This window comes from Streptomyces sp. NPDC086787 (genome assembly GCF_044745865.1).
In the GTDB taxonomy this organism is placed as follows: Bacteria; Actinomycetota; Actinomycetes; order Streptomycetales; family Streptomycetaceae; genus Streptomyces.
This window is the reverse complement of the sequence record NZ_JBIVBC010000012.1, coordinates 139,575-162,082: the sequence shown is the minus strand read 5'-3', so window position 1 is coordinate 162,082 and position 22,508 is coordinate 139,575. Positions and strand designations below refer to the sequence as shown.

Genomic DNA, 22,508 nt, shown 5'->3' with positions numbered 1-22,508 from the left:
CGTCCGACGACGAACCGAGGGCGCCCCGCACACGGCGGGGCGCCCTCGGCCGGTCGTCCGGCGGTGTCCGCGTCAGTGGCGGGCGGCCGGGGTGTTGGCCGCGGTGACGTTGACCGCGGCCCAGGCCCGGTCCACCGCCTTGTACTCGGCGCTGGTGGCGCCGTACAGGTCCTTGGCCGCCTTCAGTGTCGCGACGCGCGCGCCGTGGAAGTCGGTCGTGGAGACCATGTAGCGGGTCAGGGCACGGTAGAAGATCGCCGAGGCCTTGGCCCGGCCGATGCCCGCGACCGCCGCGTTGTCGTAGGTGGGCGAGTCGTAGGCGACGCCGCCGATCGTCTTCTTGCCGCTGCCCTCCGCGAGGAGGTAGTAGGCGTGCGAGGAGACACCGGAGCCGGCGTGCACCTCGGCGTCGTACACCGCGGGCGCCCAGTAGTCGATCGTGCCTTCGAGCTTGTCCAGCGACGGGTGGTCGAGACGGCGCAGGAACTTCTGGGACAGCCCGAGCTTCTCGCCGATGAGGTAGTCCGGCGCGTCCTTCGGGTTGTTGGCGTAGAACTCGACGTTGGAGCCGAAGATGTCGGCGAGCGACTCGTTCAGCGCGCCGGGCTCCCCGAACTGGTTGTCGTGCTCGTCGACGAAGGTGGGCTCCAGCTTGGCGGTCGCGTCCACCACGCCGTGCGTCAGCTCGTGGCCGGTGACGTCGAGGACGACCAGCGGCTTCTTGATGTCGCGGCCGTCGCCGTCGCCGTACAGCATGCAGTCGCAGGTCGGGTCCCAGAAGGCGTTGCCGACGTTCTTGCCCCAGTGGACCATGCCCTTGGCGGGCTTGCTGTTGTCCGCGATGCCCTTGCGCCCGAAGGTGCTCTTGTAGAAGTCCAGGGTGCGGGTGATGCCGTACTGGGCGTCGACCGCCGCGCTGTTGCGGCTGGAGGTCGCGCCGTTGCCGAAGGCCCAGTTGGTGCTGGTGACCTTCGCGCCGGTGTTGAAGTTCTCGGACTCCGTGCCCTTGGCGTCCCGGGTCTCGGTGCCGTAGCGGCTCGGGTCCTTCAGCAGGAAGCTGGTGCGGCCGGTCTGCTGCACGGTCAGGGCGACCGGACCGACGTACAGCGACTTGCCGATGCCGGAGACGGTCCGCGGGTAGCGGGTCGCGGCAGCGGCCGCCGGGGAGGAAGCAGCCGGGGCGGCGGCCTGGGCGCCGGTGCCGGTGGCCGGGTTGACCGTCTCGCCCCGCTTGCGCAGGGTGTCGCGCAGCTTGGGTGACACGAACTCGTCGCTCAGGAGCGCGTTGCTGCGCACCTTGCCGGTGACGGCGTCGACGACGACCGTCCGGGCGCCGCTGCCCTCGGCGGTGTCGCCGCCGGTCACGGTCACCTGGTAGGCGAGGGCCGAGCCGCCCTGCCGGGCGTCCACCACGAGTTCGGCGCCGCCGGCGTCGCCGCCGGCGGCCGCCGCGGCCTTGCGCACCGCCTGGTCGGCGGTCAGCTCGGCGCGTGCGGTGACGGGCTTGACGGTGTGGCCGGCCGCGCGGGTGACGCCGGAGTACGCCAGCTGCCGGGTGAGGTGCACGACGAGGTCGCCGCCGAGCACCGGCATGCCGTTGTGGGTACGGACGAACCGGACGTGCCGGGCGCCCTCGGGGTCGATCATCACGTCCTGGGCGTGCAGCTGGTCGCCCTGGGAGACGCCGGTCGCCGACGCGTGGGCGAAGGCGGCGGTCCGGGCCGCCGACACCACCGAGGCAGCCGTCGTACCGGCCGAGGCGACGCCGTGTTCCACCCCCGTGGAGGGACCCGCGAACGCCGTACCGGCGAGGCCCGTGGCAGCGGTCGTCACGGCGACGGCCACCGCCACGTTACGTATGTGCGGTCTGCGCACTGGTCAGGGTTCCTTCGTTCGAAGCGGCCGGAATCACCAACCGCCTTGTCGCATAGCGCGGTTGACCGCGCCACGGGGCTGGTCGGGCCCCAGTCGAACCCTTACCGATGAGACATGTCCACGTAAAGCGGAATTGATCGCTCTCGCCGACTTTTGCGGCAATCCTTCACAAAGGGGTGCCACAGGGTGATCGCCGACTGACCAACTGTGTGTCACCTGCGGAGATGTGACCAGACGCGAGAAGGTTCCCTCGCCGGAATGTGACCGATCTCGCACCGGAGTCGGCGCGACGGCAGGCGAAGGAAGAGGGAGCCGGATGGTCTCAGCGACGATGGGCAGGAGCACGGTGCTCGCGGCGGTCACGCTGTCGCTCCTCGCGGTACCGGCACGGGCGGCGACCGGGACGGCGCACCCGCCCACGGCACACCCGCGGACGGCGGCCGCGCTCCCCGCGCCCGACACCACGGGCCTGCGCGACGTACTGCGCACACTGGTCGCACAGGGCGCGCCCGGCGCGATCGCCCGGATCGACGAGCACGGCGGCTTCCACACGGTGGCCCGGGGTTTCGCCGACCGGAGCACCCGGCGGGCCATCGACGCCGCCGACCGCTTCCGCGTCGGGAGCGTCACCAAGACCTTCTCCGCGGTCGTGCTGCTGCAACTCGCCGACGAGCACCGGATCGGCCTGGACACCTCCGTCGACCACTATCTGCCCGGACTGCTGCCGGACACCCGGATCACCGTGCGGCACCTGCTGAGCCACCGCAGCGGTCTGTACGACTACACGAACGACATGTTCGCCCGGTCCGTCCCCGGCTTCGAAGCGGTCCGCGACAAGGTCTTCGGATACCGCGAGCTGGTGAACCTGTCCCTCGCCAAGCCGCGCACCAACGCGCCCGGCGCCGCCTACTCCTACTCCAACACCAACTTCGTCGTCGCCGGGATGCTGATCGAGAAGATCACCGGCCACTCGGTGCGGACCGAGTACGAGAACCGCGTCTTCAAACCGCTGAAGCTGCGCGACACCTCCTACGTCCATCCCGACAGGAAGCTGCCCGGCCGCTCCGCCCGCGGCTACCTCACCCCCGACGAGCCCGGTGCCGCCCTGGTCGACGCCACCGAGCAGACCGCGTCCTGGGCACAGAGCGCGGGCGCCGTCATCTCCAGCACCCGGGACCTGAACACCTTCTTCTCCGCCCTGCTCGGCGGCCGGCTGACCTCGGCCGCACGCCTCGCGGAGATGGAACGCTGGACACCGGTCGACGGCACGACGGCGTACGGCCTCGGGCTGCGCCGCCGCGACCTGTCCTGCGGAATCTCGGTGTACGGCCACACCGGCGCCGTACAGGGCTACTACACCTACGCGTTCACCACCAAGGACGGCGGCCGCAGCCTCACCGCCCTCGCCAACACCTCCAACAACGCCACCGTGCTCGGCACCATGGCGGGCGCACTGGAGTCGGCGTTCTGCGGCAGACCGGCGAAGGCGCGGCGCGAGTAGCCATCGGGAACCGGAGTGCCCGGTCCGCGCGTTGCAGGGATGGCGACTCGGTCGGTACGACCTTCTCGGTACGACTTCTCCTGGACGGCGCGATGAGCGAACTGGTACCCGGTGGGAACCTGCCCCTGCCCGGCGGTGCCCTGACCCTGCGGGTGCCGGGGCCCTTCGACGTCTGCGCGCTCGTCACCGGTGCCACCGGCCGGGTGGGGGGCGACGCCGACTTCGTGTTCTACAACCAGCCGTCCGCGCCCGGCGTCCGGTTGCGGGGCGACACGCTCACCCTCGAACCGGCGGCGCTGCGCCCGGGCGCCGTGCGGGTCACGGTGGCCGTCGGCCCGGAGCGGCCCGGCACTCCCATGCCCATGGCCGTACTGCACATAGCCGACGAGCGGGGGCGCACGGTGGCCCGCTTCGCCCCCGCCCGCCCGCAGCGGGAGACCGTAGTGCTGCTCGCGGAGATATACCGGCGCGACGCCGGCTGGAAGCTGCGCGCGATCGGACAGGGATACGCCGACGGTCTGGCGGGCCTGGCCCGGGACTTCGGGGTGGACATCGCCGAGGACCCGCCCGCGGCACCGGCGGCCGCGGGCCGTGCGGGAATCCCTGGGCAGCGGTCGGCGCCGCCCGCGCCGGGGCATTCGGCCGGCCGGGCATCGGGCACCGTCCCGGCGCCCGACCCCGAGGGCGTGCTCGGCCTCGTCAACTCCGCCCGCGCGCGGACCGGTGCCCCGCCCGTGGTGTTCGACGCCCGTCTCGTCGCGGCCGCGCGGGCCCACGCCACGGCGATGGCCGACGCCGGGCGGCTGTCGGGCGAGAGCCGGGACGGCGTCTCGGTGCACCAGCGGATCACGGCCACCGGGTTCACCTATGTCACCGTCGGCGAGCACCTGGTCTCCGGCCCGCGCACGCCCGCCGAGTTCGTCGACTACTGTCTGCGCACCGAGCAGGCCCGGCGCACGCTCCAGGACCCGGCGTTCACCCACGCCGGTCTGGCACACGTCAGCGCCGCCCGCACCGGAGACACCTTCTGGACCGCCCTGTGGGCCCGGCCGCTCGGCCCCGACGATTTGGACAGGACGCGCGCCGAGGTCGTCCGGCTGACCAACGCCGAGCGCCGTGCGGCCGGGCTGCCCCCGCTGGCCGCCGATCCGCTGCTCGCGGCCGCCGCTCAGGGGCACAGCGCGGACATGGCGGCACGGGACTTCTATTCGCACACCTCGCCCGAGGGGTCCGAGCCCTGGGACCGGGCGGCCGCCGCGGGCGCGGCCCGGCGCTCGATCGGCGAGAACATCGCCTGCGGCCAGCGTTCCGCCGCCGAGGTGGTGGACGGCTGGATGAACAGCCCCGGGCATCGCGCCAACATCCTGAAGCCCTCCTTCACCCACATCGGCGTGGGCTTCGCCGGGGGTGGCCGGGCGGGCACGTACTGGACCCAGTTGTTCGGTGCCTGAGCGGTAGTACTGCCGAATTACTCCCGATCTTGGCGGAATGGACCCCTCCGGGACATCATGCGCTCATGAAGGGTGATCTTTTCTCCAGCACGCACCTGGTCCAGCCGGCCGTCGAGCCCGGCATGACCGTCGAGAACGCCAAGTGCCTCAGGTACGCCGTCGGCGGTGAGATGTTCGCCCGCCAGGGTTCGATGGTCGCCTGGCGCGGCAACCTGGTGTTCGAGCGCAAGGGACAGGGCGTGGGCGGCATGCTCAAGCGTGCCGTCACCGGCGAGGGCCTGCCGCTGATGACCGTCCGCGGGCAGGGCGAGGCGTGGTTCGCGCACGAGGCGCAGAACTGTTTCATCGTCGAGGTCGAACCGGGCGACCGGTTCACCGTCAACGGCCGCAACGTCCTGTGCTTCGACGCCTCGTTGTCGTACGAGATCAAGACGGTCAAGGGCTCGGGCATCGCCGGGGGCGGCCTGTTCAACAGCGTCTTCACGGGGCACGGCCGTCTCGGCCTGGTCTGCGAGGGCAACCCGCTGTTGATACCGGTTTCCGCGCAGTACCCGGTCTATGTCGACACGGACGCGGTGGTGGGCTGGACCGCGCACCTGGAGACCTCGCTGCACCGCTCGCAGTCCATGGGGTCGATGCTGCGCGGCGGTTCCGGGGAGGCCGTGCAGCTGAAGCTCCAGGGTGACGGCCATGTCGTGGTACGCCCGAGCGAGGTGACCCCGCAGAAGAACCAGCAGCACTGACGCGAGCAGCGTGACCTGCGCATTCGACTTGACCGCGGCACTGCCGGCGGGACAGGGTCGAAGGGGCGCGTCCCCACCCGCGCGCCGGAAGGGTGAACCACCGTGATCGGCATCTCGGACATCGAATCCGCGGCCCGGCGCATCGCCGGACACGTCGTACGCACCCCCACCGTGCCGAGCCCCGGCCTGTCCGGGCTGCTCGGAGTCCCGGTCACCGCGAAGCTGGAACTCCTGCAACGCACGGGCTCGTTCAAGGCGCGTGGGGCGGCGGCGAAGCTGCTGTCGCTCACCGGGGCCGAGCGCGCGGCGGGCGTGGTCGCGGTCAGCGGCGGCAACCACGGTGTCGCCCTCGCGGTCATGGCCGCGGCGCTCGATGTGAAGGCCACGGTGGTGATGCCGCGCTCGGCGCCCGCGCGTTCCGTGGCGATCGCCGAGGAGGCGGGGGCGTCGGTGCGGCTGACCGACGGGATGGACAGCGCGTTCGAGCTGGTGGGGCGGCTGCGGGACGAGGGGCTGACCCTCGTCCACCCCTTCGACGACCCGGTCGTGGCCGCCGCCCAGGGCACGGTCGGGCTGGAGCTCGCCGAGGATGCCGGTGAGCTCACTGACGTGATCGTCAGCATCGGCGGTGGCGGACTGATCTCCGGGGTGGCCGCCGCACTGCACGCCCGCCGCCCGGGTGTGCGGGTGTGGGGCGTGGAGACGGTGGGCGCCGAGGCGATGTCCCGGGCGCTCGCGGCGGGCGGGCCCGTGTCGGTCGAACTGTCGTCGATGGTCACCACGCTGAGCGCCCCGACCGTGTCCCAGCTGACCTACGAGCATGTGTCCGCCCTGGTCACGGATGTGCTGGTGGTGCCGGACCGGGAGGCCGTGCAAGGCGTCCTCGAACTCGCCGAGCACGCCAAGGTGTGGGCGGAGCCCGCCGCCGGGTGTCTGCTGCCGGCCGCCCGGCAGGTGCTGGACCGGGTGGGCGACGGCGCCCGTCTCGGGCTGGTGGTGTGCGGGGGCAACGCGACGCCCCGGGACGTCATGGAGTGGGCCGAGCGCTTCGGACTGCGCTGAAACGGCGCGCACCGACACGGTGTTCGCCGAAACGGCACGTACTGACTCGGCATTCGTTGAACGCACCCCGTCACGCCCCGCGTACCTCTGTGGGGAAAGTCGAGGGGTTTCAGCGAGGGATGACCATGGTCAAGGCGAACGTCTCCGCACACGAGTGGGCCGCCGGGAGGTACCGGCTCGTGGAGGCGGTCCACCGGGAGGAGAACCGGGTCTGCTGGTCCGCGGAGGACCTCCGGACGCAGGAGCCACGGCTGGTGACCCAGACCGTGCTGCCCCGGGAGTCCACCGAGGACGACGTGCGCCGGGCCATGTCCCGGATTCTGCGCACCACCGAACTCATGGGCGCGCTCCGGCCCGGCCGGGTTGCCACGGTGCTGGACGTCATCGAGGATTCCGGCACGCTCTGGACGGTCATGGAGTGGATCGACGGTGTGCCGCTCGGCGAGTTCCTCGCCCGGCAGGGCACACCGGACCCGGCGCGGGCGGCCCGGATCGGTCTTGATGTGCTCGACGTCCTGGAGGCCGCGCACGGCGAGGGGTTCACCCACGGTGAGCTCAGCCCCGGCCAGTTGTTCGTACCGGACCGGGGTCCCGTCGTGCTGACGGGCTTCGGGCTGGCGGGGGCGACCCTGGCGCCCAGGGTCGCCGCACCGTCGTACGCCTCGCCCGAACAGGCCCGCGACGAGCGCATCGGACCGGCCGCGGACCTGTGGGCACTGGGCGCGATCCTCTACACCATGGTCGAGGGACGGCCGCCGTTCCGGGACCGGGGCCGCCCCGAGGCCACCCTGCGGGCGGTGGACCGGCTTCCGCTGCGCACCCCGCTGCGCGCCGGGCCGCTGGCCCAGGTCGTGACGGGGTTGCTGCGCAAGAACTCCCTGGAACGGCTGACCCGGTCCGTGGCCCGGGAGGCGCTCACCCGCGTCCTCACCGAGGACACCGGCGCCGACCACTGGCCGGACGGGGCGCCCCGGTCGCGCTCGGGCCGGGGCACCGCTCGGTGGGCCGGCCGGCGCGGGCAGGCCGTGGTCACCGGTGTCGCGCTGGCCGTCGTCGCCGTGTCCGCCACGGTGTTCGCCGTGGCCCACGGGCTGCCGGGCGGCGGCGACTCCGACGACTCGGCGGGAGCGGCCCCGCGGCCGACCGCGGCATCCCCCGGCGGCGCCCCGCCCGACGAAGCCGTCCCCTCCCCTCCCGCCGCCGCCGCGACGCCCGGCACGACCGCCCCCACCCGGAAGGCGCCGCCGTCGCCCACGCGGAAGGCGTCACCCTCGCCGTCGCCCTCGGTGTCGTCCACCGCCACCGCCCTGCCGGCCGGGTTCCGCCTGCTCACCGCCCCGGAAGGCTTCTCCGTCGCCCTCCCCACCGGCTGGAAGCGGCTGGAGACCACGCGTGCGGATCCCGCCTACCGTGTCATCTTCGGGCCCGGCGGCGACGATCCGCGCACCCTCGCGGTGACCTACAGCGAGGACGCGGGCCCGGACCCGGTCGCCGTCTGGCGGGACGACGTCCAGCCCGCTCTGGAGCGGACCGACGGTTTCCAGCGGATCGGCGCCATCGAGGCGACGACCTACCAGGGCTACAAGGCCGCCGACATGGAGTGGCTGACGGGGTCCGGGACCGCCCGGGTGCGCACCTTCGGACGCGGCTTCCTCATCGGCGGCGGGCGCAGCTTCTCGCTGCGTTTCACCGCCCCGGCCGCCGCCTGGGACAGCGCCGCGGACCGGCAGTCGCTCTCGACCTTCCTGCGGACGTTCCGGATACCGGCACTGTGACCGCGGGGGCGGCCGTGGGCACGAATCCGCCGGGCGGAATGAGCACATCCGGCGCGGGCGGGGTACTAGAGGGCCCTACTACGTAGATTCGATCTCGTGTTCTCGGAGGCTCGGGTGAATTCCTTCGTGCGCAAGACCCTGGTGGTGCAGCTCCAGACGCGCGGCACCGGCCGCTGCTCCGTCCTGGCTCATCTGACGTACGACGCCGACGACCCGTTCGCCGTCACGGCGGTGTTCGCCCATGACGGCCGGGTGCTGGCCCGGTGGCGGCTGGACCGGCAGCTGCTCGCCGACGGTCTGGACGGGCCGGCCGGCGTCGGAGACGTGCGGCTGGAACCGGTGACCACCGGCATGTGGCGGGAACTGCGCCTGGAGTTCCTCGGTGACGTGAGGCCCGACGGCGGCCGGCACCGCGCGGCGGTGTACGCGTGGGCGCCCGCGGTGGCCGCGTTCCTGCGGGAGACCCGGAAGGTCGTGGCGCCGGGGCGCGAGGAGGTCCGGATGGACGACGTACTCGCGGAGATCCTCGCCGCCGGCTGAGTACCCGTACTCATGCCCGTGCGCTCCCGCCGTTCCACGATGGCCACCGACGACAAGGAGGCCGACATGACCGCAGTACGCCCCGCCTCGCGCCCCACCGCCCGCCCGGGCGTCCGCCGGACCCCGCCGCTGGCGGCCGCGGTGGTGGTGGTCGTGGGAATGGCCCTGTCGGCCTGGGGAGCGCGCGACCGCGCCACCTGGTTCCTGGAGACGATGTGGGTGCTGATCGGGCTGCCGCTGGTGGTCCTCGCCTGGCGGCGCTTCCCGCTCACCGGTCTGCTGTGCGGTCTGCTCGCGGCGCACGCGCTGGTCCTCGCGGTGGGCGGTCACTACACCTACGCCGAGGTTCCGGCCGGTGACTGGGTGCGTGACACGTTCGGTCTGTCCCGCAATCCGTACGACCGCTTCGGCCACCTGATGCAGGGATTCGTCCCGGCCGTCCTGGTGCGGGAGTTGCTGAGCCGCACCTCGCCGCTGCGCGGCAGCCGCTGGCTCGCCCCGCTGACCGTGTGCGCCTGCCTGGCCTTCAGCGCCTGCTTCGAGCTGCTGGAATGGGCGGCGGCCGAGATCGGCGGCCACGGCGCGGACGCCTTCCTGGCCACGCAGGGGGACGTCTGGGACACCCAGTGGGACATGTTGTGCGCGCTGATCGGCGCCACTCTCTCGCTGCTGCTGCTCAGCCGGGCGCACGACCGGCAGCTGGCGGCGCTGGAGTCAGCTCGAGGTGTGCCGGCCGCGTGACCACAGCGGGAGCGCGTACCAGCACACCAGGTACCAGACGACCACCGCCCCGACGAGCCAGGGCACGAACGCGTTGTGCGTGGCCACCCGCAGGACGAGCAGCAGGGCGGAGGCCATGGTGGCGAGCAGCAGGAGCAGGCCGATGAAGGTCAGGCGCGACGCGAGGCGTACGGCCTGGGGTTTGACGCGCCGTCCGGCGACCAGGCGGTGCAGGGAGACCGGTCCGATGAGTGCGCCGGTGGCGCTCGCGCCGAGGAGCACGGTGACGATGTAGATGATCTGCTCGGCGTGGGCCAGCTGGTCGTACCGGGGGGTGAACACCACGGTCAGCAGGAAACCGAACAGGATCTGCACCCCGGTCTGGGCGACGCGGACCTCCTGAATGAGTTCGCCCCACATCCGGTCGGCGCGTTCCTCCTCGGACTCGTCGCGCCCGGTCCGTCGGCCCTCAACCGTCATGGAATGCGGGTAACCGTCCGGCCGATCGTTCAAACGGTACGGGCCGCCGGGTGCGGCGAACGGGGCACCCGGCGGTCACGGCGCTACCAGCGGTTCTCCACCTGGTCCTTGAGGCGGCGCTCGTACAGGTCGCGGATCCTGTCGTACGTCTCCTCGGGCGGTGCGGGCAGCTTGGCGGCGGCCGCGTTGGCGCGGGCCTGTTCCGGAGAGCGGGCGCCGGGGATGACGGTGGTCACCCCGGGCTGGTCGATGATCCAGCGCAGGGCCAGCTGGGCCGGGGTGTATCCCTCGGGGGCGAGTGCGGCGAACTCGGCGGCCGCCTCGACGCCGGTGGCGAAGTCGACGCCGGAGAACGTCTCGCCCTGGTCGAAGGCCTCACCGTGCCGGTTGTAGGTGCGGTGGTCGTCGGCGGCGAAGACCGTGTCCTTGGTGTACTTGCCCGAGAGCAGTCCGGAGGCCAGCGGCACCCGGGCGATGATGGCGACGCCCGCCTCCCGGGCGGCCGGGAGCACCTCGCGCAGCGGCTTCGTCCGGAACGGGTTGAGGATGATCTGCACGCTCGCCACGCCCGGCCGGCCGATCGCGGTGAGCGCCTCCCGGCAGGTCTCCACGCTGACGCCGTACGCCCCGATCCGCTCCTCCTCGACGAGGGTGTCCAGGGCGTCGTACACCTCGTCCGAGGAGTAGACGGGGGTGGGCGGGCAGTGCAGCTGCACCAGGTCGATGCGGTCGACGCCGAGGTTGCGGCGCGAGCGGTCGTTCCAGGCGCGGAAGTTCTCGAGGACGTAGTTCTCGGGGATCTGGTCCGCCCGGCGGCCCATCTTGGTGGCCACCAGCACGTGCAGGTCGGGCCTGCCGCCGATGAAGGCGGCGATGGTCTGCTCGCTGCGCCCGTCGCCGTACACGTCGGCGGTGTCGAAGAAGGTCACCCCCGACTCGGCCGCCGTCTCCAGCACGGCGAGGGCTTCCTTGTCGTCCACCGCGCCCCAGTCGGCGCCGAGCTGCCAGGTGCCGAGGCCGACGACCGATGCCCGCTGTCCCAGCCTGCCCATTGTGCGTTCGTCCATACCGCCAGTCTGTCATCCGCGCCCGGCGGAACCGGAGCGGGCCGCTCCGTACCGTTCAGGGCGTCAGCTGGGCCTGGACGAGGGGGCCGTAGCGGCCGGCGATGTCGTCGACGGAGCTCGCGCGCAGCCGGGGTCCCCGTGCGATGCCGTACATGACGCCGAGGCCGATGAGGGTGGCGACGGCGAGTTCGGCGCGCAGGGCCGCGTCGGGGCCGGTGAGGCGCTCGGCGAGGCGGTCGGTGACCTGGGTGCGGAAGTTGGCGCGCAGCACGTCGCCGTGGTCGCCGTGCAGGGGTGCGAAGGCGATGCGCAGCAGGGGGTCGGCGCCCCGGTCCCGTTGGCTGTCCAGCACGTGCCGGACCATGTGCCGGCCGAGTTCGCCGAGTGGCGCGTCCAGCAGGGCGTCGGCGTCGGCCTCGAAGGACATGACGCGGGCGAACAGGGTGTCCTTGTTGCCGAAGTACTTGAGGATCAGCGGCGGGCTGACGCCGGCGCGGTCGGCGACGGCCTTGAGGGTGATGTCGGCGTGGGCGTGCCGGGCGAGGAGGTGGCGGGCGGCCTTGAGGATGGCCGCCTTGGTCGTCTCGGCGTCGCGGCGGGCGGGGGGCGCCTCGGGGGTGCCGGGTTCGGTGGTCACGGTGCTCATGCTCCCTCCATCGCCTGGTCCCGGGCGCCCCGGGCGCGGTCGTGGGCCTCCTGCGTCCCGTCGGTACCGCGGTCGCCCGGTATGGACAGCGCGGCCGCGCTCGCGACGAGGGCGACCACCCCGGCCATGGCGAAGGCCAGGAGGTAGCCGTGCAGGGTGGGTACCGGAGCTCCGTCGACCGTGCTGGTGTGGTGGACGAGTACGGCGGCGACGGCGGCGCTCGAGGTGGCCTGGCCGATGGTGCGCATCAGCACGTTGACGCCGTTGGCGGAGGCGGTCTGGCCGGCCGGGACGGCGCGCAGGATCAGGGTGGGCAGGGCGGAGTAGGCGAGTGTCGTGCCGGTGGCCACCACCGTGGCGCCCAGGATGATCATCCACAGGTCGCGGCTGTCGGCGATGCGTACGGCGTAGCCGCAGGCGATGACGGCGGCGCCCAGGGCGAGGGTGATCCGCGGACCACGGGCGGCGGAGATACGGGCGGACAGGGGTGAGAAGAGCAGCATGGTGACGCCGCCGGGCAGCAGGCACAGGCCGGTGGCGACGATGGACAGCCCCAGCCCGTATCCGGTGGCCTCGGGCGCCTGCACCAGCTGGGCGGTGACCAGCGAGTTGGCGTAGAAGGCGAATCCGGTGAGCAGGGCCGCCACATGGGACAGGCCGACCCGGGGCAGGAAGACGAGCCGCAGGTCGACCAGGGGTCGCGCGGTGCGCAGCTGCTGCCACCACCACAGGGCCAGCACGACGGCCGCGCCGAGGAAGAGGCCGAGGACCCGGGGGCTGTCCCAGCCCCACTGGCCGCCCTGGGAGACCCCCAGGAGCAGGCTGGTCAGCCCGAGGGCAAGACCGAGGGCGCCGAGGACGTCGAACCGGCCGGGTTCACGCACGGGCGACTCGTCGACCGCCCACCACACCCCGGCCACGCCGATCGCACCCAGGGCGCTGGTCAGCCAGAACATGGTGTGCCAGTCGGCGTACTGGACGACCAGCGCGGCGAGCGGCAGGCCGAGAGCGGCGCCGACGCCGACGGTGGAGCTCATCAGCGCGACCGCCGAACCCCGGCGCTCGGGCGGCAGTTCGTCGCGCAGGATGCTGATGGACAGCGGGACCACGGAGGCGGCGGCGCCCTGGAGGGCGCGGGCGAGGATGAGTACGCCGATGTCCGAGGTGAGTGCGCACATGACCGAGCCGGCCGTCATCAGGCCGAGGGCGGCCAGCAGGACCCGCCGTTTGCCGTACATGTCACCGGCCCGGCCGAGCACGGGGGTGAGGACGGCGCCGGACAGCAGGGTCGCCGTGACCGTCCAGGAGACGGCTCCGGCGGATGCTCCGGTGAGCCGGGGCAGGTCCGGCAGCAGCGGGACGACGACGGTCTGCATGACGGCCATGAGGATCCCGCCGAACGCGAGGACCGCGATGGTGGGCCGGCCCCGGGTGGGGGCGTCGGGTATGGGGGCGGGCTGGTCCATCGGCACTCCGGGGCGACACGTCGCTATGGTGAATGACAATTCACCATAGCGAGTGAATCACCATTCACCCAACGGTCCGCTCCGGCGGGCCCGCGAACGACGCGCGAACGACCCTCGGGATCAGGTCAGATTGACGGGGTGAGCCATGCCACTCTCACGGCGGTCGCACGCCAAAGATCACCGGGAACTGACAGGCAGCCCAAAGGAATTACCCATTCCGGTAATGGACACGTCATCCACCAGCAAGATCGTCTTGCTTGAATTCCGTACGGCATGTGGCTAATTGTCCTGTTCTCGGCCAACCGACAGGGGACGATTTCACCCGCTCTCGGTCGGTCCGATAGGCATGCGGGGTCATCACCCGATCGCACCAGGAGACCCGTATGCCGGAACTCACCCGCCGCCGCGCTCTCACGGCGGCAGCCGCGTTCACCGCGGCCGCCGCGGTCCCGCCGCTCGCCGCACACAGCGCCTCGGCCGACACGGCGCCCGCCACGCCCTCGGCCCCTTCGTCCGCCGCGCACCAGCACGGCTCCTCCCCCGCGCCCTTCGACGAGGTCTACAAGGGCCGCCGGATACAGGGCCGCCAGACGACCGGTGGCGGTCACCACCACGAACACGGCGGCGGGTACTCCGTGTTCGTCGACGGGGTGGAGCTGCACATGATGCAGAACGCCGACAGCACCTGGATCAGCGTCGTCACCCACTACGAGCCGGTGGCCACACCGCGAGCCGCGGCCCGTGCCGCGGTCGACGAGCTGCAGGGCGCGCCCCTGGTCCCGCTCCCCGTCAACTGACCACCACCCCCGCAAGGACTTCCGGAGTACCCGCAGATGACCGTACGCAAGAACCAGGCCAGCCTGTCCGCCGACGAGAAGCGGCGGTTCGTGGCCGCCGTCATCGAGCTGAAGCGCAACGGGCGTTACGACCAGTTCGTCACCACGCACAACGCCTTCATCATGTCCGACACCGACAACTCCGAGCGGACCGGCCACCGTTCGCCCTCGTTCCTGCCCTGGCACCGCAGGTTCCTGCTCGACTTCGAGCAGGCCCTTCAGGCGGTGGACGCGTCGGTGGCGCTGCCGTACTGGGACTGGACCGCCGACCGCACGGTGCGCTCCTCGCTGTGGGCGCCCGACTTCCTCGGCGGCACGGGCCGCAGCTCCGACGGCCGGGTGACGGACGGCCCGTTCGCCGCCGCCGCGGGCAACTGGCCGGTCAGCGTACGCGTGGACAGCCGTACGTTCCTGCGCAGGTCGCTCGGGGCCGGGGTGAGCGAGCTACCGACCCGAGCCGAGGTCGACTCCGTGCTGGCGATGACGACGTACGACGCGGCGCCCTGGAACAGCGCCTCGGACGGTTTCCGCAACCACCTGGAGGGCTGGCGCGGGGCGAACCTGCACAACCGCGTCCACGTGTGGGTCGGCGGGCAGATGGCCACCGGCGTCTCCCCCAACGACCCGGTCTTCTGGCTGCACCACGCCTTCATAGACAAGCTGTGGGCCGACTGGCAGCGCAGGCACCCGGGCGTGGGCTACGCGCCGACCGGCGGGACGCCGAACGTGGTCGACCTGAGCGACACCATGAAGCCGTGGAACAACGTCCGTCCCTCGGACATGCTGGACCACACGAAGTTCTACACGTTCGACGTGTGATCCGGCCCGGAGCGGCCGCTCACGCCTCGGCGGTACGGCACTCCGGGTGGCCCCACCCCTGCGTGTGCTTCGCGATGGACTCGCCGGCCGCGTAGGAGCGGCCGCAGCCGCAGCGCCCCGGGAACTTGGCCTTGATGGTCCGGGGCGAGGCGGATCCGCCGCCCTGCCCACGGGGCGCCGCCTTGCGACGCGGGGCGGCGGACACCGCGGGCGCGGCGGGCGGCTCGGGCGAGCCGAGACCGCTGCCCGCGGGCTCCTGCGCCGAGGCCGCCTGACTCGCCGCCCGGTCGGCGAAGTCGTTCAGCGGGTCGCCGTCGACCTGGTGGGCGGCGACATAACGGAACTCGACGGAGCGGCCGTCGAGCAACTCGTCGATGCGGACCACGAGTTCCTGGTTGGCCACCGGCTTGCCCGCGGACGTCTTCCAGCCGTTGCGCTTCCAGCCCGGCAGCCAGGTGGTGACCGCCTTCATCGCATACTGCGAGTCCATCCGGATCTCCAGCGGCAGGGCGGGGTCGATCGCCGACAGCAGCCGCTCCAGCGCGGTCAGTTCGGCCACGTTGTTGGTCGCCCGGCCGAGCGGTCCCGCCTCCCAGCGGGCCGGAGTCTCCGCGTCGTCGGACACCACCCAGGCCCAGCCCGCAGGTCCCGGGTTTCCCTTAGAAGCCCCGTCGCACGCGGCCACCACACGTTCACGCATGCGCACGATCATGCCACGGCCCGTGGGACGGCCCGTGCGGGCCGGTCAGACGTCCGTGGTCGCCGGCATCTCACCCTCGGTCGTGGTGACGTCGATCACCGAGAAGTTGGCGCCCTGCGGGTCGCTCAGGGCGGCGAACCGCCCGAACGGGCTGCTCATGGGGCCGAACCGGAGGACGGCACCCCGCTCGGTCGCCCTGGCCACGGCCGCGTCGCAGTCGGTGACGGTGAAGTACACGTTGACGTACGACGGCACCTCGGGCGGGAACTCGTCGGTCATCCGCATCCGGCCCAGGACCGGGTCCTGCCCCACGTCGAACAGCCGGAAGTCGACCGCGGCGTCGTCGATCTGCTTGGCCGTGTACGGGAACACCGCCGTGAGGAACGGGTCCGTCCGCTCGGGATCACGGGTGAAGACCTCGGCCCAGCAGTAGGCGCCGGGCTCACCGGGTGCCGCCTCGAAACCCTCGTGCACCCCGGCCTGCCACACCCCGAACACGGCTCCGCCGGGCTCGCGGGCCAGGCACATCGTGCCGAAGTCGCCGACCCGCATCGGCTCCATCAGCACCTCGCCGCCATGGGCCCGGATCCGGTCGGCGGTGGCGGCGGCGTCCGGCGAGGCGAAGTAGAGGCACCACTGCGACTGGCCCTCCTGCCCCGGCATGGGCGGCACGACGGCCGCGACCGCCTTGCCGTCCACATGGGCCTGGGTGTAGTTGCCGTACTCCGACGACGACTCACCGAAGGTCCAGCCGAGGACGTCACCGTAGAAGCTCTTGGCCCCCTCGACATCGCTGAACATCGCGTCGGCCCAGCAGGGGGTTCCCTCGGTTCGTACGGGCATGGCGCGGGACCTCCCCGGTAGAGACGGACCGCCTGGAGCGGCACGGTCCCACGCTAGCCATCCGTCCCGCCGCCCGCGCGCCGAAAGCGCACGGCGGCCGGACACTGGAAACCACGGACAGCGGCCTCGGGACGCCCGTCGGACGCCCCTCGGACGCCCCTCGGACGGAGTGGGGACGGCCTTTCGGCGGCGGGACAGGACGGCGCGGTATGACGGACCCTGTTGCTCCAGGAACGATGCGGGCGTGGTCGGTGGCGCGGCCCGGACCGGCCGAGGCGGACCCGCTGCGGCTCGTCGAACGGGCGGTGCCCGTGCCCGGGGACGACGAGCTGCTGGTCCGGGTGCGCGCCTGCGGGGTCTGCCGCACCGATCTGCATGTCACGGAGGGTGATCTGCCGGTCCGGCGGCCCGGGGTGACTCCCGGGCACGAGGTGGTGGGCGTGGTCGCCGGGGCCGGGACGGCGGTGCGCGGGTTCGCGGTGGGCGACCGGGTGGGGGTGGCCTGGCTGCGGTGGACCGACGGCACCTGCGCGTACTGCCTGCGGGGCGCGGAGAACCTCTGCCCGCAGTCGCGGTACACCGGCTGGGACGCCGACGGCGGATACGCCGAGTACACGACCGTCCCGGCGGGCTTCGCCCACCGGCTCCCCGACGGCGTGGACGACGTGGCCCTCGCGCCGCTGCTGTGCGCCGGGATCATCGGCTACCGCGCGCTGCTGCGCACCTCGCTGCCGCCGGGCGGCCGACTGGGGCTGTACGGGTTCGGCGGCAGCGCCCATCTGTGCGCGCAGCTGGCGCTCGCCGAGGGAGCCACGGTCCATGTCCTGACGCGTGGCACAGCCGCCCGGCGGCTGGCGCTCGGGCTGGGCGCCGCCTCGGCGCGCGACGCCCACGAGGCGCCGCCCGAACCGCTGGACGGCGCGATCCTGTTCGCCCCGGTCGGCGACCTGGTCCCGGTCGCGCTGCGGGCCCTGGACCGGGGCGGGATCCTGGCGGTCGCCGGTATCCATCTGAGCGATGTGCCGTCGCTGTGCTACGAGTCCGACCTGTTCTACGAGAAGGAACTGCGCAGCGTCACCTCCAACACCCGTGCGGACGCCCGCGAGTTCCTGGCGAAGGCCGCGCTGCACGGGGTGCGCGCCACGACCCATGTGTATCCGCTGTCGCAGGCCCCGCGGGCACTGCGGGACCTGAAGGCCGGCCGCTTCGACGGGGCCGCGGTGCTGGTGAACGACCTTTCCTGAGTGCAAACACCGAGTGATCCGGTACGCCCGGGCGCGGGAGCGAAGGCCGGGCGCGTGATCATCCGCGCCCATGCCGTACGCCTCGAATGGAAGGTTTGCACCACCACGGAACAAAACCGCCCCTTTCGCGCCGTACCGGAAGATCACCCCAGCTGTTTGGCTTGTCGCAGCGCACCGCCACCACCTCGCTCACCACCGACCGATCCGGTCACCCCTGTTCACGCGTCTGCTGGAGGGAATGTGTCCACACCGGACAGCGCCACCGGTTCCCCCGTCGACGATCCCTCCCCCGGGCCCCCCGACGGGCGGCCGACCAGCCTCGGCACCCGGGCCGCGCGCCAACTGGCCACGACCACCAAGTCCGCGCCGCAGATGCAGGGCATCTCCTCGCGCTGGCTGCTGAGGTCGCTGCCCCGGGTGGACGTGAAGGGCGGCGCCTACCGGGTGAACCGGCGGCTCCAGCTGAGCACGCGGCGTGGCCGGGTGCACTTCGAGCACAACGGCGCCGACGACATCCGGGTCGTCCCCGGCACGCTGACCGAACTTCCGGTGCTGCGCGGCTACACCGACCCGGACGTGCTGGGCGAGCTGGCGGCCCGGTTCCAGGTGCGCGAAGTGCGCGCCGGGCAGGTGCTGTTCGAGGCCGGACAGCCGGTGACCGAGACCTACCTCGTCGTGCACGGCAGGTTCACCCGCTACAGCGCGGGCAAGTACGGCGAGGAGGAGGTCCTCGGAGTCGTCACCGACGGGGACCAGATGGGCGACGAGGCGGTCGGCCAGTCGGACCCGCTGTGGCTCGGTTCGGTACGGGCCGAGACCGCGGGCGTGGTGCTTGCGCTGCCACGGACGGTGGTCGAGGAGATCACCGCACGGGCGCCGTCGCTCGCCGCGCACCTCGCGGCGTATGTCGAGCGGCAGCGCAGGCCCATGAACCGCAAGGGCGAGGCGGAGGTCCCGGTCCAGGCCGGCCATGTGGGCGAACCGACCCTGCCCGGCGGCTTCGTCGACTACGAACTCACCCCGCGCGAGTACGAGCTGTCCCTGACCCAGACCGTGCTGCGGGTGCACACCAGGGTCGCCGACCTCTACAACGACCCGATGAACCAGACCGAGCAGCAGATCCGGCTGACCGTGGAGGAGATCCGCGAGCGCCAGGAGTGGGAGCTGGTCAACAACCGGGAGTTCGGTCTGCTGCACACCATCGACCACGGGCAGCGCATCAGCACCTTCACCGGACCGCCGACACCGGACGACCTGGACGAGCTGCTCTCGATGCGCCGCGGGACGAAGATGCTGCTCGCCCGTCCGAAGGCGATCGCGGCGTTCTTCCGGCAGTGCAACCGGCGTGGCCTGATGCCCGGCAGCGCGGACGTCGACGGCCACGCGATCCCTGCCTGGCGCGGTGTCCCGATCTTTCCGTGCGGCAAGATCCCGGTCGGCGACGACCACACCAGCAGCATCATCGCGCTGCGTACCGGCGAGGCCGACCAGGGTGTCATCGGCCTCCACCAGACCGGTATCCCGGAGGAGTACCAGCCCGGGCTGAACGTCCGCTTCATGGGCATCGACACCGCCGCGATCACCCGCTATCTCGTGACCGCCTACTACTCGCTGGCCATCCTGGTCCCCGACGCGGCGGGGATCCTCGAGAACGTCCAGATCGGCCGGACGGCCGAATGACGGCGTGGAGCACCGAATGAACGCATCACCCACCTCCTTCACGCTGCCCGGGCCGCCGAACGCGGCGCGCTCGCTGCGGGCCCGGCGCACCGGGGCGGTCCCCGGGCTGAAGTACCGGCCGGTCGCGCCCGCCGACCCGGAGAAGGCCGCGGAGATCGACCGCAGGCTGGAGGCCTGGGCACACGGCCTCGACCTGTTCCCCGCGGCATGGCACGGCGACTTCGCCGGCTTCCAGTTCGGCCGGGCCGTGGTGCTTCAGCATCCGGGCGCGGCCGATCTGGAACGGCTCACGGTCGCGGGGAAACTGCTGCTCGCCGAGAACGTGGTCGACTCCTGCTACTGCGAGGAGGACGAGGGACGGGGCGCCGCGCGCCGGGGACTCGGCGGGCGGCTGATCATGGCCCAGTCGGCGGTCGACCCGTACCACGGCATTCCCGAGCTGGAGGAGGAGTGGCGGCAGGGCATGCGGGCCGACGGGCCGCTGCGCTCGTACCACTTCGCGCTCGCGGACTACGCCGCGTTCGCCACCCCCAGCCAGACCGACCGGTTCGTGCACGACCTCGCCCGGCTGCACCTCGGCTATCTGGCGGAGGCGGCCTGGGCGGAGACCCGGTATGTGCCGCGGGTCTGGGAGTACCTGGTGATGCGGCAGTTCAACAACTTCCGGCCCTGTCTGTCGATCGTGGACGCCGTGGACGGTTACGAACTGCCCGAGCAGCTCTACGCGCGGCCCGAGATCCAGCGGGTCACCGCGCTGGCCTGCAACGCGACCACGATCGTCAACGACCTCTACTCGTTCACCAAGGAGCTGGCCGGCGACCCGACACACCTCAATCTGCCCCAGGTCGTCGCCGCGAACGAGCGGTGCGGGCTGAAGACGGCGTATCTGAGGTCCGTCGAGATCCACAACCGGATCATGGACGCCTTCGAGGAGGAGTCCGCCGTCCTGTCCGCCACCTCGCCGCTCGTGGAGCGCTACACCGAGGGGCTCGCCGGCTGGGTGGCAGGCAACCACGAGTGGCACGCCACCAACACCCACCGCTACCACCTGCCCGACTACTGGTGATCCCACCGGCAGCCGCGCTCTCCGAAACACCGTCAGATGCAATGAGGAGTCTCTTTGACCACCGCCCCCGTAGCCCGGACCACGACCGTACCGGTGCCGACCCAGTCCACGTACCAGAACCGCGTCGCGGACTACTGGAACGCCGAGGAGAACCCGGTCAATCTGGAACTCGGGAAGATCGACGACCTCTACCACCACCACTACGGAGTCGGGAACGTCGACTGGACCGTGCTGGACGAGGCCGACCCGGAGGTGCGCCGGGAGCGGGTGACCGCCGAACTCCACCGGCTGGAGCACTCCCAGGCCGAACTCCTCGCCTCCCATCTCGGTCCGCTGACCCCGACCGACCGCGTGTTCGACGCCGGGTGCGGGCGCGGCGGCGGCAGCGTGGTGGCGAACCTCCGGTACGGCTGTCACGCGGACGGCGTCACGATCTCCGCCAAGCAGGCGGAGTTCGCGAACGAGATGGCCATGAAGCGGGACGTCACCGACAAGGTGCGCTACCACCACCGGAACATGCTGGACACCGGTTTCGAGTCCGGCGCCTACTCGGCGTCGTGGAACAACGAGTCCACCATGTACGTCGAGCTGGACCTGCTGTTCGCCGAGCACGCGCGGCTGCTGAGGCGCGGCGGGCGCTATGTGGTGATCACCGGCTGCTACAACGACACCTACGGCCGGGCGTCGCGTGAGGTGTCACTCATCAACGCCCACTACATCTGCGACATCCACCCCCGGTCGGAGTACTTCCGGGCGATGGCCCGCAACCGCCTGGTGCCGGTGCATGTCGAGGACCTCACGCAGGCCACGATTCCCTACTGGGAACTGCGCAAGGAGGCGGACCATCTGGTGACGGGCATCGAGGACGCGTTCCTGTCGGCGTACCGCAACGGCAGCTTCCAGTATCTGCTGATCGCGGCCGACCGGGTCTGAGCCCGGCGTCGGCGCGCGGGCTCGCGGGGCGCGGACCGGCGGGTCCGCGCCCCGGCGCCGCTCGTCTCACTCGCCCGCGTGTGCCTTCGTCAGGGCGGCGATGTCGAGTTTGCCCATCGACAGCATCGCCCGGGTGGTGCGTGCCGCCCTGATCGGGTCGGGGTCACCGATCATGTCGATCATCCCCTCGGGGATGATCTGCCAGGACACCCCGAACCTGTCCTTGAGCCAGCCGCACGGACCAGGCTCGCCGCCGTTCGCGGTGAGCCTGGTCCAGTAGTGGTCGACCTCGTCCTGGTCCGCGCAGAACACCTGGAAGGAGATCGCTTCGTCGAACGTGAACTCCGGCCCCCCGTTCAGCGCGACGAACTTCTGGCCGTTGGCCGTGAACTCGACGGTCAGCACGGTGCCCTCGGGACGAGGGGCACCCTCGGGGTAGCGGGTGACACGGCCGACGGCCGAGTTCTTGAAGACCGAGACGTAGAAGTGGGCGGCTTCCTCGGCCTGGTCGTCGAACCAGAGACACGTGGTGAATCCGTCGGTGGCCATGGGCTTCCTCCTGGAGCGTGGAACACGGTCATCTGTATCGACTGTCCGTCGCCGCGAAACTCATCGGCCGGCCCGAGGATTCGTCCGGGCCAGCGGCCGCGGCAGGTCAGGCGGCCAGGCAGAGCCCGTTGTACCGCGTACCGGACGCCCCACTCGTCCCGGCCCGCCGAGTCAGTTCCCCCTGGGCCAGGGACAGCAGACCGCCGAGGCCCAGTCCGAGGGCGTCGGCCGCCGCCGCGAGAACCTCCGAGGAGGCCTCCTTGCGGCCGCGCTCGATCTCCGAGAGATACGGCAGGGAGATCCGGGCCGCGTCGGCCACGTCCTGGAGTGTGCGCCCCTGTTCACGGCGCTCCCGGCGCAGCACGCCGCCGACGAGATCACGCCACAGCGGCTGCGTCGGCGCGGGTGACGGGGTGTCCGGGCGGGCGGTCCCCGGGCGCAGGGGGATCACGCGGGTTTGGTTCGGCACTTGGCTGGTCATCCGTTCAGCCTAGGGTCTGTCGTTCGGATCA

General features: G+C 71.9%; 22 protein-coding genes. 13 read left to right on the top strand and 9 right to left on the bottom strand.

Translation table 11 applies throughout. The annotated features are described in order from the left end of the window. Window positions 1-72 precede the first annotated feature (72 nt). A complete protein-coding gene (locus ACIPK3_RS25795) occupies window positions 73-1,875 on the bottom strand; it encodes a M4 family metallopeptidase (RefSeq protein WP_402573263.1) in 1,803 nt (600 codons plus the stop codon). 316 nt (window positions 1,876-2,191) lie between these two features. Between ACIPK3_RS25795 and ACIPK3_RS25790 the strand changes: the two genes are divergently transcribed. The 7 genes from ACIPK3_RS25790 (at window position 2,192) to ACIPK3_RS25760 (ending at window position 9,688) form a co-directional block, all read left to right on the top strand. Continuing rightward, the gene (locus ACIPK3_RS25790) at window positions 2,192-3,376 is read left to right on the top strand and encodes a serine hydrolase domain-containing protein (RefSeq protein ID WP_402573261.1); all 1,185 of its coding nucleotides are present in this window, start codon (window positions 2,192-2,194) and stop codon (window positions 3,374-3,376) included. A gap of 92 nt (window positions 3,377-3,468) precedes the next feature. Then, the gene (locus tag ACIPK3_RS25785) at window positions 3,469-4,827 is read left to right on the top strand and encodes a CAP domain-containing protein (protein ID WP_402573259.1); all 1,359 of its coding nucleotides are present in this window, start codon (window positions 3,469-3,471) and stop codon (window positions 4,825-4,827) included. A gap of 65 nt (window positions 4,828-4,892) precedes the next feature. Beyond that, window positions 4,893-5,570: an AIM24 family protein gene (locus tag ACIPK3_RS25780; RefSeq protein WP_402573257.1), complete on the top strand. Its 678-nt coding sequence runs from the start codon at window positions 4,893-4,895 to the stop codon at window positions 5,568-5,570. Window positions 5,571-5,672: 102 nt separating this feature from the next. Then, the gene (locus ACIPK3_RS25775; RefSeq protein WP_402573256.1) at window positions 5,673-6,632 is read left to right on the top strand and encodes a pyridoxal-phosphate dependent enzyme; all 960 of its coding nucleotides are present in this window, start codon (window positions 5,673-5,675) and stop codon (window positions 6,630-6,632) included. Window positions 6,633-6,751: 119 nt separating this feature from the next. Continuing rightward, on the top strand, window positions 6,752-8,407 hold the full coding sequence (locus ACIPK3_RS25770) for a serine/threonine protein kinase (protein ID WP_402573254.1): 1,656 nt from the start codon (window positions 6,752-6,754) through the stop codon (window positions 8,405-8,407). Window positions 8,408-8,521: 114 nt separating this feature from the next. Then, window positions 8,522-8,947, top strand: a complete 426-nt coding sequence (locus tag ACIPK3_RS25765; RefSeq protein WP_402573322.1) for an SsgA family sporulation/cell division regulator — start codon at window positions 8,522-8,524, stop codon at window positions 8,945-8,947. 66 nt (window positions 8,948-9,013) lie between these two features. Next, complete coding sequence (locus tag ACIPK3_RS25760) at window positions 9,014-9,688, top strand: DUF2238 domain-containing protein (protein WP_402573252.1); 675 nt, start codon at window positions 9,014-9,016, stop codon at window positions 9,686-9,688. Here the strand turns inward: ACIPK3_RS25760 and ACIPK3_RS25755 are convergent. The 4 genes from ACIPK3_RS25755 to ACIPK3_RS25740 all read right to left on the bottom strand — a co-directional run bounded on the left by ACIPK3_RS25755 (window position 9,662) and on the right by ACIPK3_RS25740 (window position 13,326). Further along, complete coding sequence (locus ACIPK3_RS25755) at window positions 9,662-10,147, bottom strand: DUF6328 family protein (RefSeq protein ID WP_402573251.1); 486 nt, start codon at window positions 10,145-10,147, stop codon at window positions 9,662-9,664. The genes ACIPK3_RS25760 and ACIPK3_RS25755 overlap by 27 nt on opposite strands. 83 nt (window positions 10,148-10,230) lie before the next feature. Further along, window positions 10,231-11,214: an aldo/keto reductase gene (locus ACIPK3_RS25750; RefSeq protein WP_402573249.1), complete on the bottom strand. Its 984-nt coding sequence runs from the start codon at window positions 11,212-11,214 to the stop codon at window positions 10,231-10,233. A gap of 55 nt (window positions 11,215-11,269) precedes the next feature. Next, window positions 11,270-11,860, bottom strand: a complete 591-nt coding sequence (locus tag ACIPK3_RS25745; RefSeq protein WP_402573247.1) for a TetR family transcriptional regulator — start codon at window positions 11,858-11,860, stop codon at window positions 11,270-11,272. After that, on the bottom strand, window positions 11,857-13,326 hold the full coding sequence (locus ACIPK3_RS25740; protein ID WP_402573245.1) for an MFS transporter: 1,470 nt from the start codon (window positions 13,324-13,326) through the stop codon (window positions 11,857-11,859). Before ACIPK3_RS25740 ends, ACIPK3_RS25745 begins: the two co-directional genes overlap by 4 nt. Before the next feature lie 383 nt (window positions 13,327-13,709). On the opposite strand from ACIPK3_RS25740, the gene ACIPK3_RS25735 reads away from it, so the two are divergent. Together ACIPK3_RS25735 and ACIPK3_RS25730 are read left to right on the top strand one after the other, a co-directional pair. Continuing rightward, on the top strand, window positions 13,710-14,123 hold the full coding sequence (locus ACIPK3_RS25735) for a tyrosinase cofactor (RefSeq protein WP_402573243.1): 414 nt from the start codon (window positions 13,710-13,712) through the stop codon (window positions 14,121-14,123). Between the two features lie 36 nt (window positions 14,124-14,159). Then, window positions 14,160-14,981, top strand: coding sequence for a tyrosinase family protein (locus tag ACIPK3_RS25730; RefSeq protein WP_402573242.1), 822 nt, complete (start codon window positions 14,160-14,162; stop codon window positions 14,979-14,981). A 19-nt stretch (window positions 14,982-15,000) separates the two neighbouring features. Here ACIPK3_RS25730 and ACIPK3_RS25725 read toward each other — a convergent pair whose 3' ends face one another. Continuing rightward, complete coding sequence (locus tag ACIPK3_RS25725; RefSeq protein WP_402573240.1) at window positions 15,001-15,693, bottom strand: ribonuclease H; 693 nt, start codon at window positions 15,691-15,693, stop codon at window positions 15,001-15,003. A 33-nt stretch (window positions 15,694-15,726) separates the two neighbouring features. Continuing rightward, a complete protein-coding gene (locus ACIPK3_RS25720; protein WP_402573238.1) occupies window positions 15,727-16,524 on the bottom strand; it encodes a VOC family protein in 798 nt (265 codons plus the stop codon). Between the two features lie 236 nt (window positions 16,525-16,760). Between ACIPK3_RS25720 and ACIPK3_RS25715 the strand changes: the two genes are divergently transcribed. The 4 genes from ACIPK3_RS25715 to ACIPK3_RS25700 all read left to right on the top strand — a co-directional run bounded on the left by ACIPK3_RS25715 (window position 16,761) and on the right by ACIPK3_RS25700 (window position 21,447). Then, complete coding sequence (locus tag ACIPK3_RS25715) at window positions 16,761-17,768, top strand: zinc-binding alcohol dehydrogenase family protein (protein ID WP_402573320.1); 1,008 nt, start codon at window positions 16,761-16,763, stop codon at window positions 17,766-17,768. Between the two features lie 240 nt (window positions 17,769-18,008). After that, on the top strand, window positions 18,009-19,448 hold the full coding sequence (locus ACIPK3_RS25710; RefSeq protein ID WP_402573237.1) for a family 2B encapsulin nanocompartment shell protein: 1,440 nt from the start codon (window positions 18,009-18,011) through the stop codon (window positions 19,446-19,448). A 4-nt stretch (window positions 19,449-19,452) separates the two neighbouring features. After that, the gene (locus ACIPK3_RS25705) at window positions 19,453-20,514 is read left to right on the top strand and encodes a family 2 encapsulin nanocompartment cargo protein terpene cyclase (protein WP_402573235.1); all 1,062 of its coding nucleotides are present in this window, start codon (window positions 19,453-19,455) and stop codon (window positions 20,512-20,514) included. 54 nt (window positions 20,515-20,568) lie between these two features. Then, on the top strand, window positions 20,569-21,447 hold the full coding sequence (locus ACIPK3_RS25700) for a geranyl diphosphate 2-C-methyltransferase (protein ID WP_402573234.1): 879 nt from the start codon (window positions 20,569-20,571) through the stop codon (window positions 21,445-21,447). Window positions 21,448-21,513: 66 nt separating this feature from the next. Here ACIPK3_RS25700 and ACIPK3_RS25695 read toward each other — a convergent pair whose 3' ends face one another. Together ACIPK3_RS25695 and ACIPK3_RS25690 are read right to left on the bottom strand one after the other, a co-directional pair. Beyond that, window positions 21,514-21,996, bottom strand: a complete 483-nt coding sequence (locus ACIPK3_RS25695; protein ID WP_402573232.1) for a VOC family protein — start codon at window positions 21,994-21,996, stop codon at window positions 21,514-21,516. Between the two features lie 106 nt (window positions 21,997-22,102). Beyond that, entirely contained in the window at window positions 22,103-22,477 is a 375-nt protein-coding gene (locus tag ACIPK3_RS25690; protein ID WP_402573231.1) for a helix-turn-helix domain-containing protein, read from the bottom strand. Window positions 22,478-22,508 lie beyond the last annotated feature (31 nt).

Excerpts from the sequence above, each read along its gene's own strand:
- ACIPK3_RS25790 (WP_402573261.1), top strand. The coding sequence starts at position 2,192 with ATGGTCTCAGCGACGATGGGCAGGAGCACGGTGCTCGCGGCGGTCACG.
- ACIPK3_RS25785 (WP_402573259.1), top strand. The coding sequence starts at position 3,469 with ATGAGCGAACTGGTACCCGGTGGGAACCTGCCCCTGCCCGGCGGTGCC.
- ACIPK3_RS25780 (WP_402573257.1), top strand. The coding sequence starts at position 4,893 with ATGAAGGGTGATCTTTTCTCCAGCACGCACCTGGTCCAGCCGGCCGTC.
- ACIPK3_RS25770 (WP_402573254.1), top strand. The coding sequence starts at position 6,752 with ATGACCATGGTCAAGGCGAACGTCTCCGCACACGAGTGGGCCGCCGGG.
- ACIPK3_RS25760 (WP_402573252.1), top strand. The coding sequence starts at position 9,014 with ATGACCGCAGTACGCCCCGCCTCGCGCCCCACCGCCCGCCCGGGCGTC.
- ACIPK3_RS25755 (WP_402573251.1), bottom strand. The coding sequence starts at position 10,147 with ATGACGGTTGAGGGCCGACGGACCGGGCGCGACGAGTCCGAGGAGGAA.
- ACIPK3_RS25750 (WP_402573249.1), bottom strand. The coding sequence starts at position 11,214 with ATGGACGAACGCACAATGGGCAGGCTGGGACAGCGGGCATCGGTCGTC.
- ACIPK3_RS25745 (WP_402573247.1), bottom strand. The coding sequence starts at position 11,860 with ATGAGCACCGTGACCACCGAACCCGGCACCCCCGAGGCGCCCCCCGCC.
- ACIPK3_RS25740 (WP_402573245.1), bottom strand. The coding sequence starts at position 13,326 with ATGGACCAGCCCGCCCCCATACCCGACGCCCCCACCCGGGGCCGGCCC.
- ACIPK3_RS25735 (WP_402573243.1), top strand. The coding sequence starts at position 13,710 with ATGCCGGAACTCACCCGCCGCCGCGCTCTCACGGCGGCAGCCGCGTTC.
- ACIPK3_RS25730 (WP_402573242.1), top strand. The coding sequence starts at position 14,160 with ATGACCGTACGCAAGAACCAGGCCAGCCTGTCCGCCGACGAGAAGCGG.
- ACIPK3_RS25725 (WP_402573240.1), bottom strand. The coding sequence starts at position 15,693 with ATGATCGTGCGCATGCGTGAACGTGTGGTGGCCGCGTGCGACGGGGCT.
- ACIPK3_RS25720 (WP_402573238.1), bottom strand. The coding sequence starts at position 16,524 with ATGCCCGTACGAACCGAGGGAACCCCCTGCTGGGCCGACGCGATGTTC.
- ACIPK3_RS25715 (WP_402573320.1), top strand. The coding sequence starts at position 16,761 with ATGCGGGCGTGGTCGGTGGCGCGGCCCGGACCGGCCGAGGCGGACCCG.
- ACIPK3_RS25695 (WP_402573232.1), bottom strand. The coding sequence starts at position 21,996 with ATGGCCACCGACGGATTCACCACGTGTCTCTGGTTCGACGACCAGGCC.
- ACIPK3_RS25690 (WP_402573231.1), bottom strand. The coding sequence starts at position 22,477 with ATGACCAGCCAAGTGCCGAACCAAACCCGCGTGATCCCCCTGCGCCCG.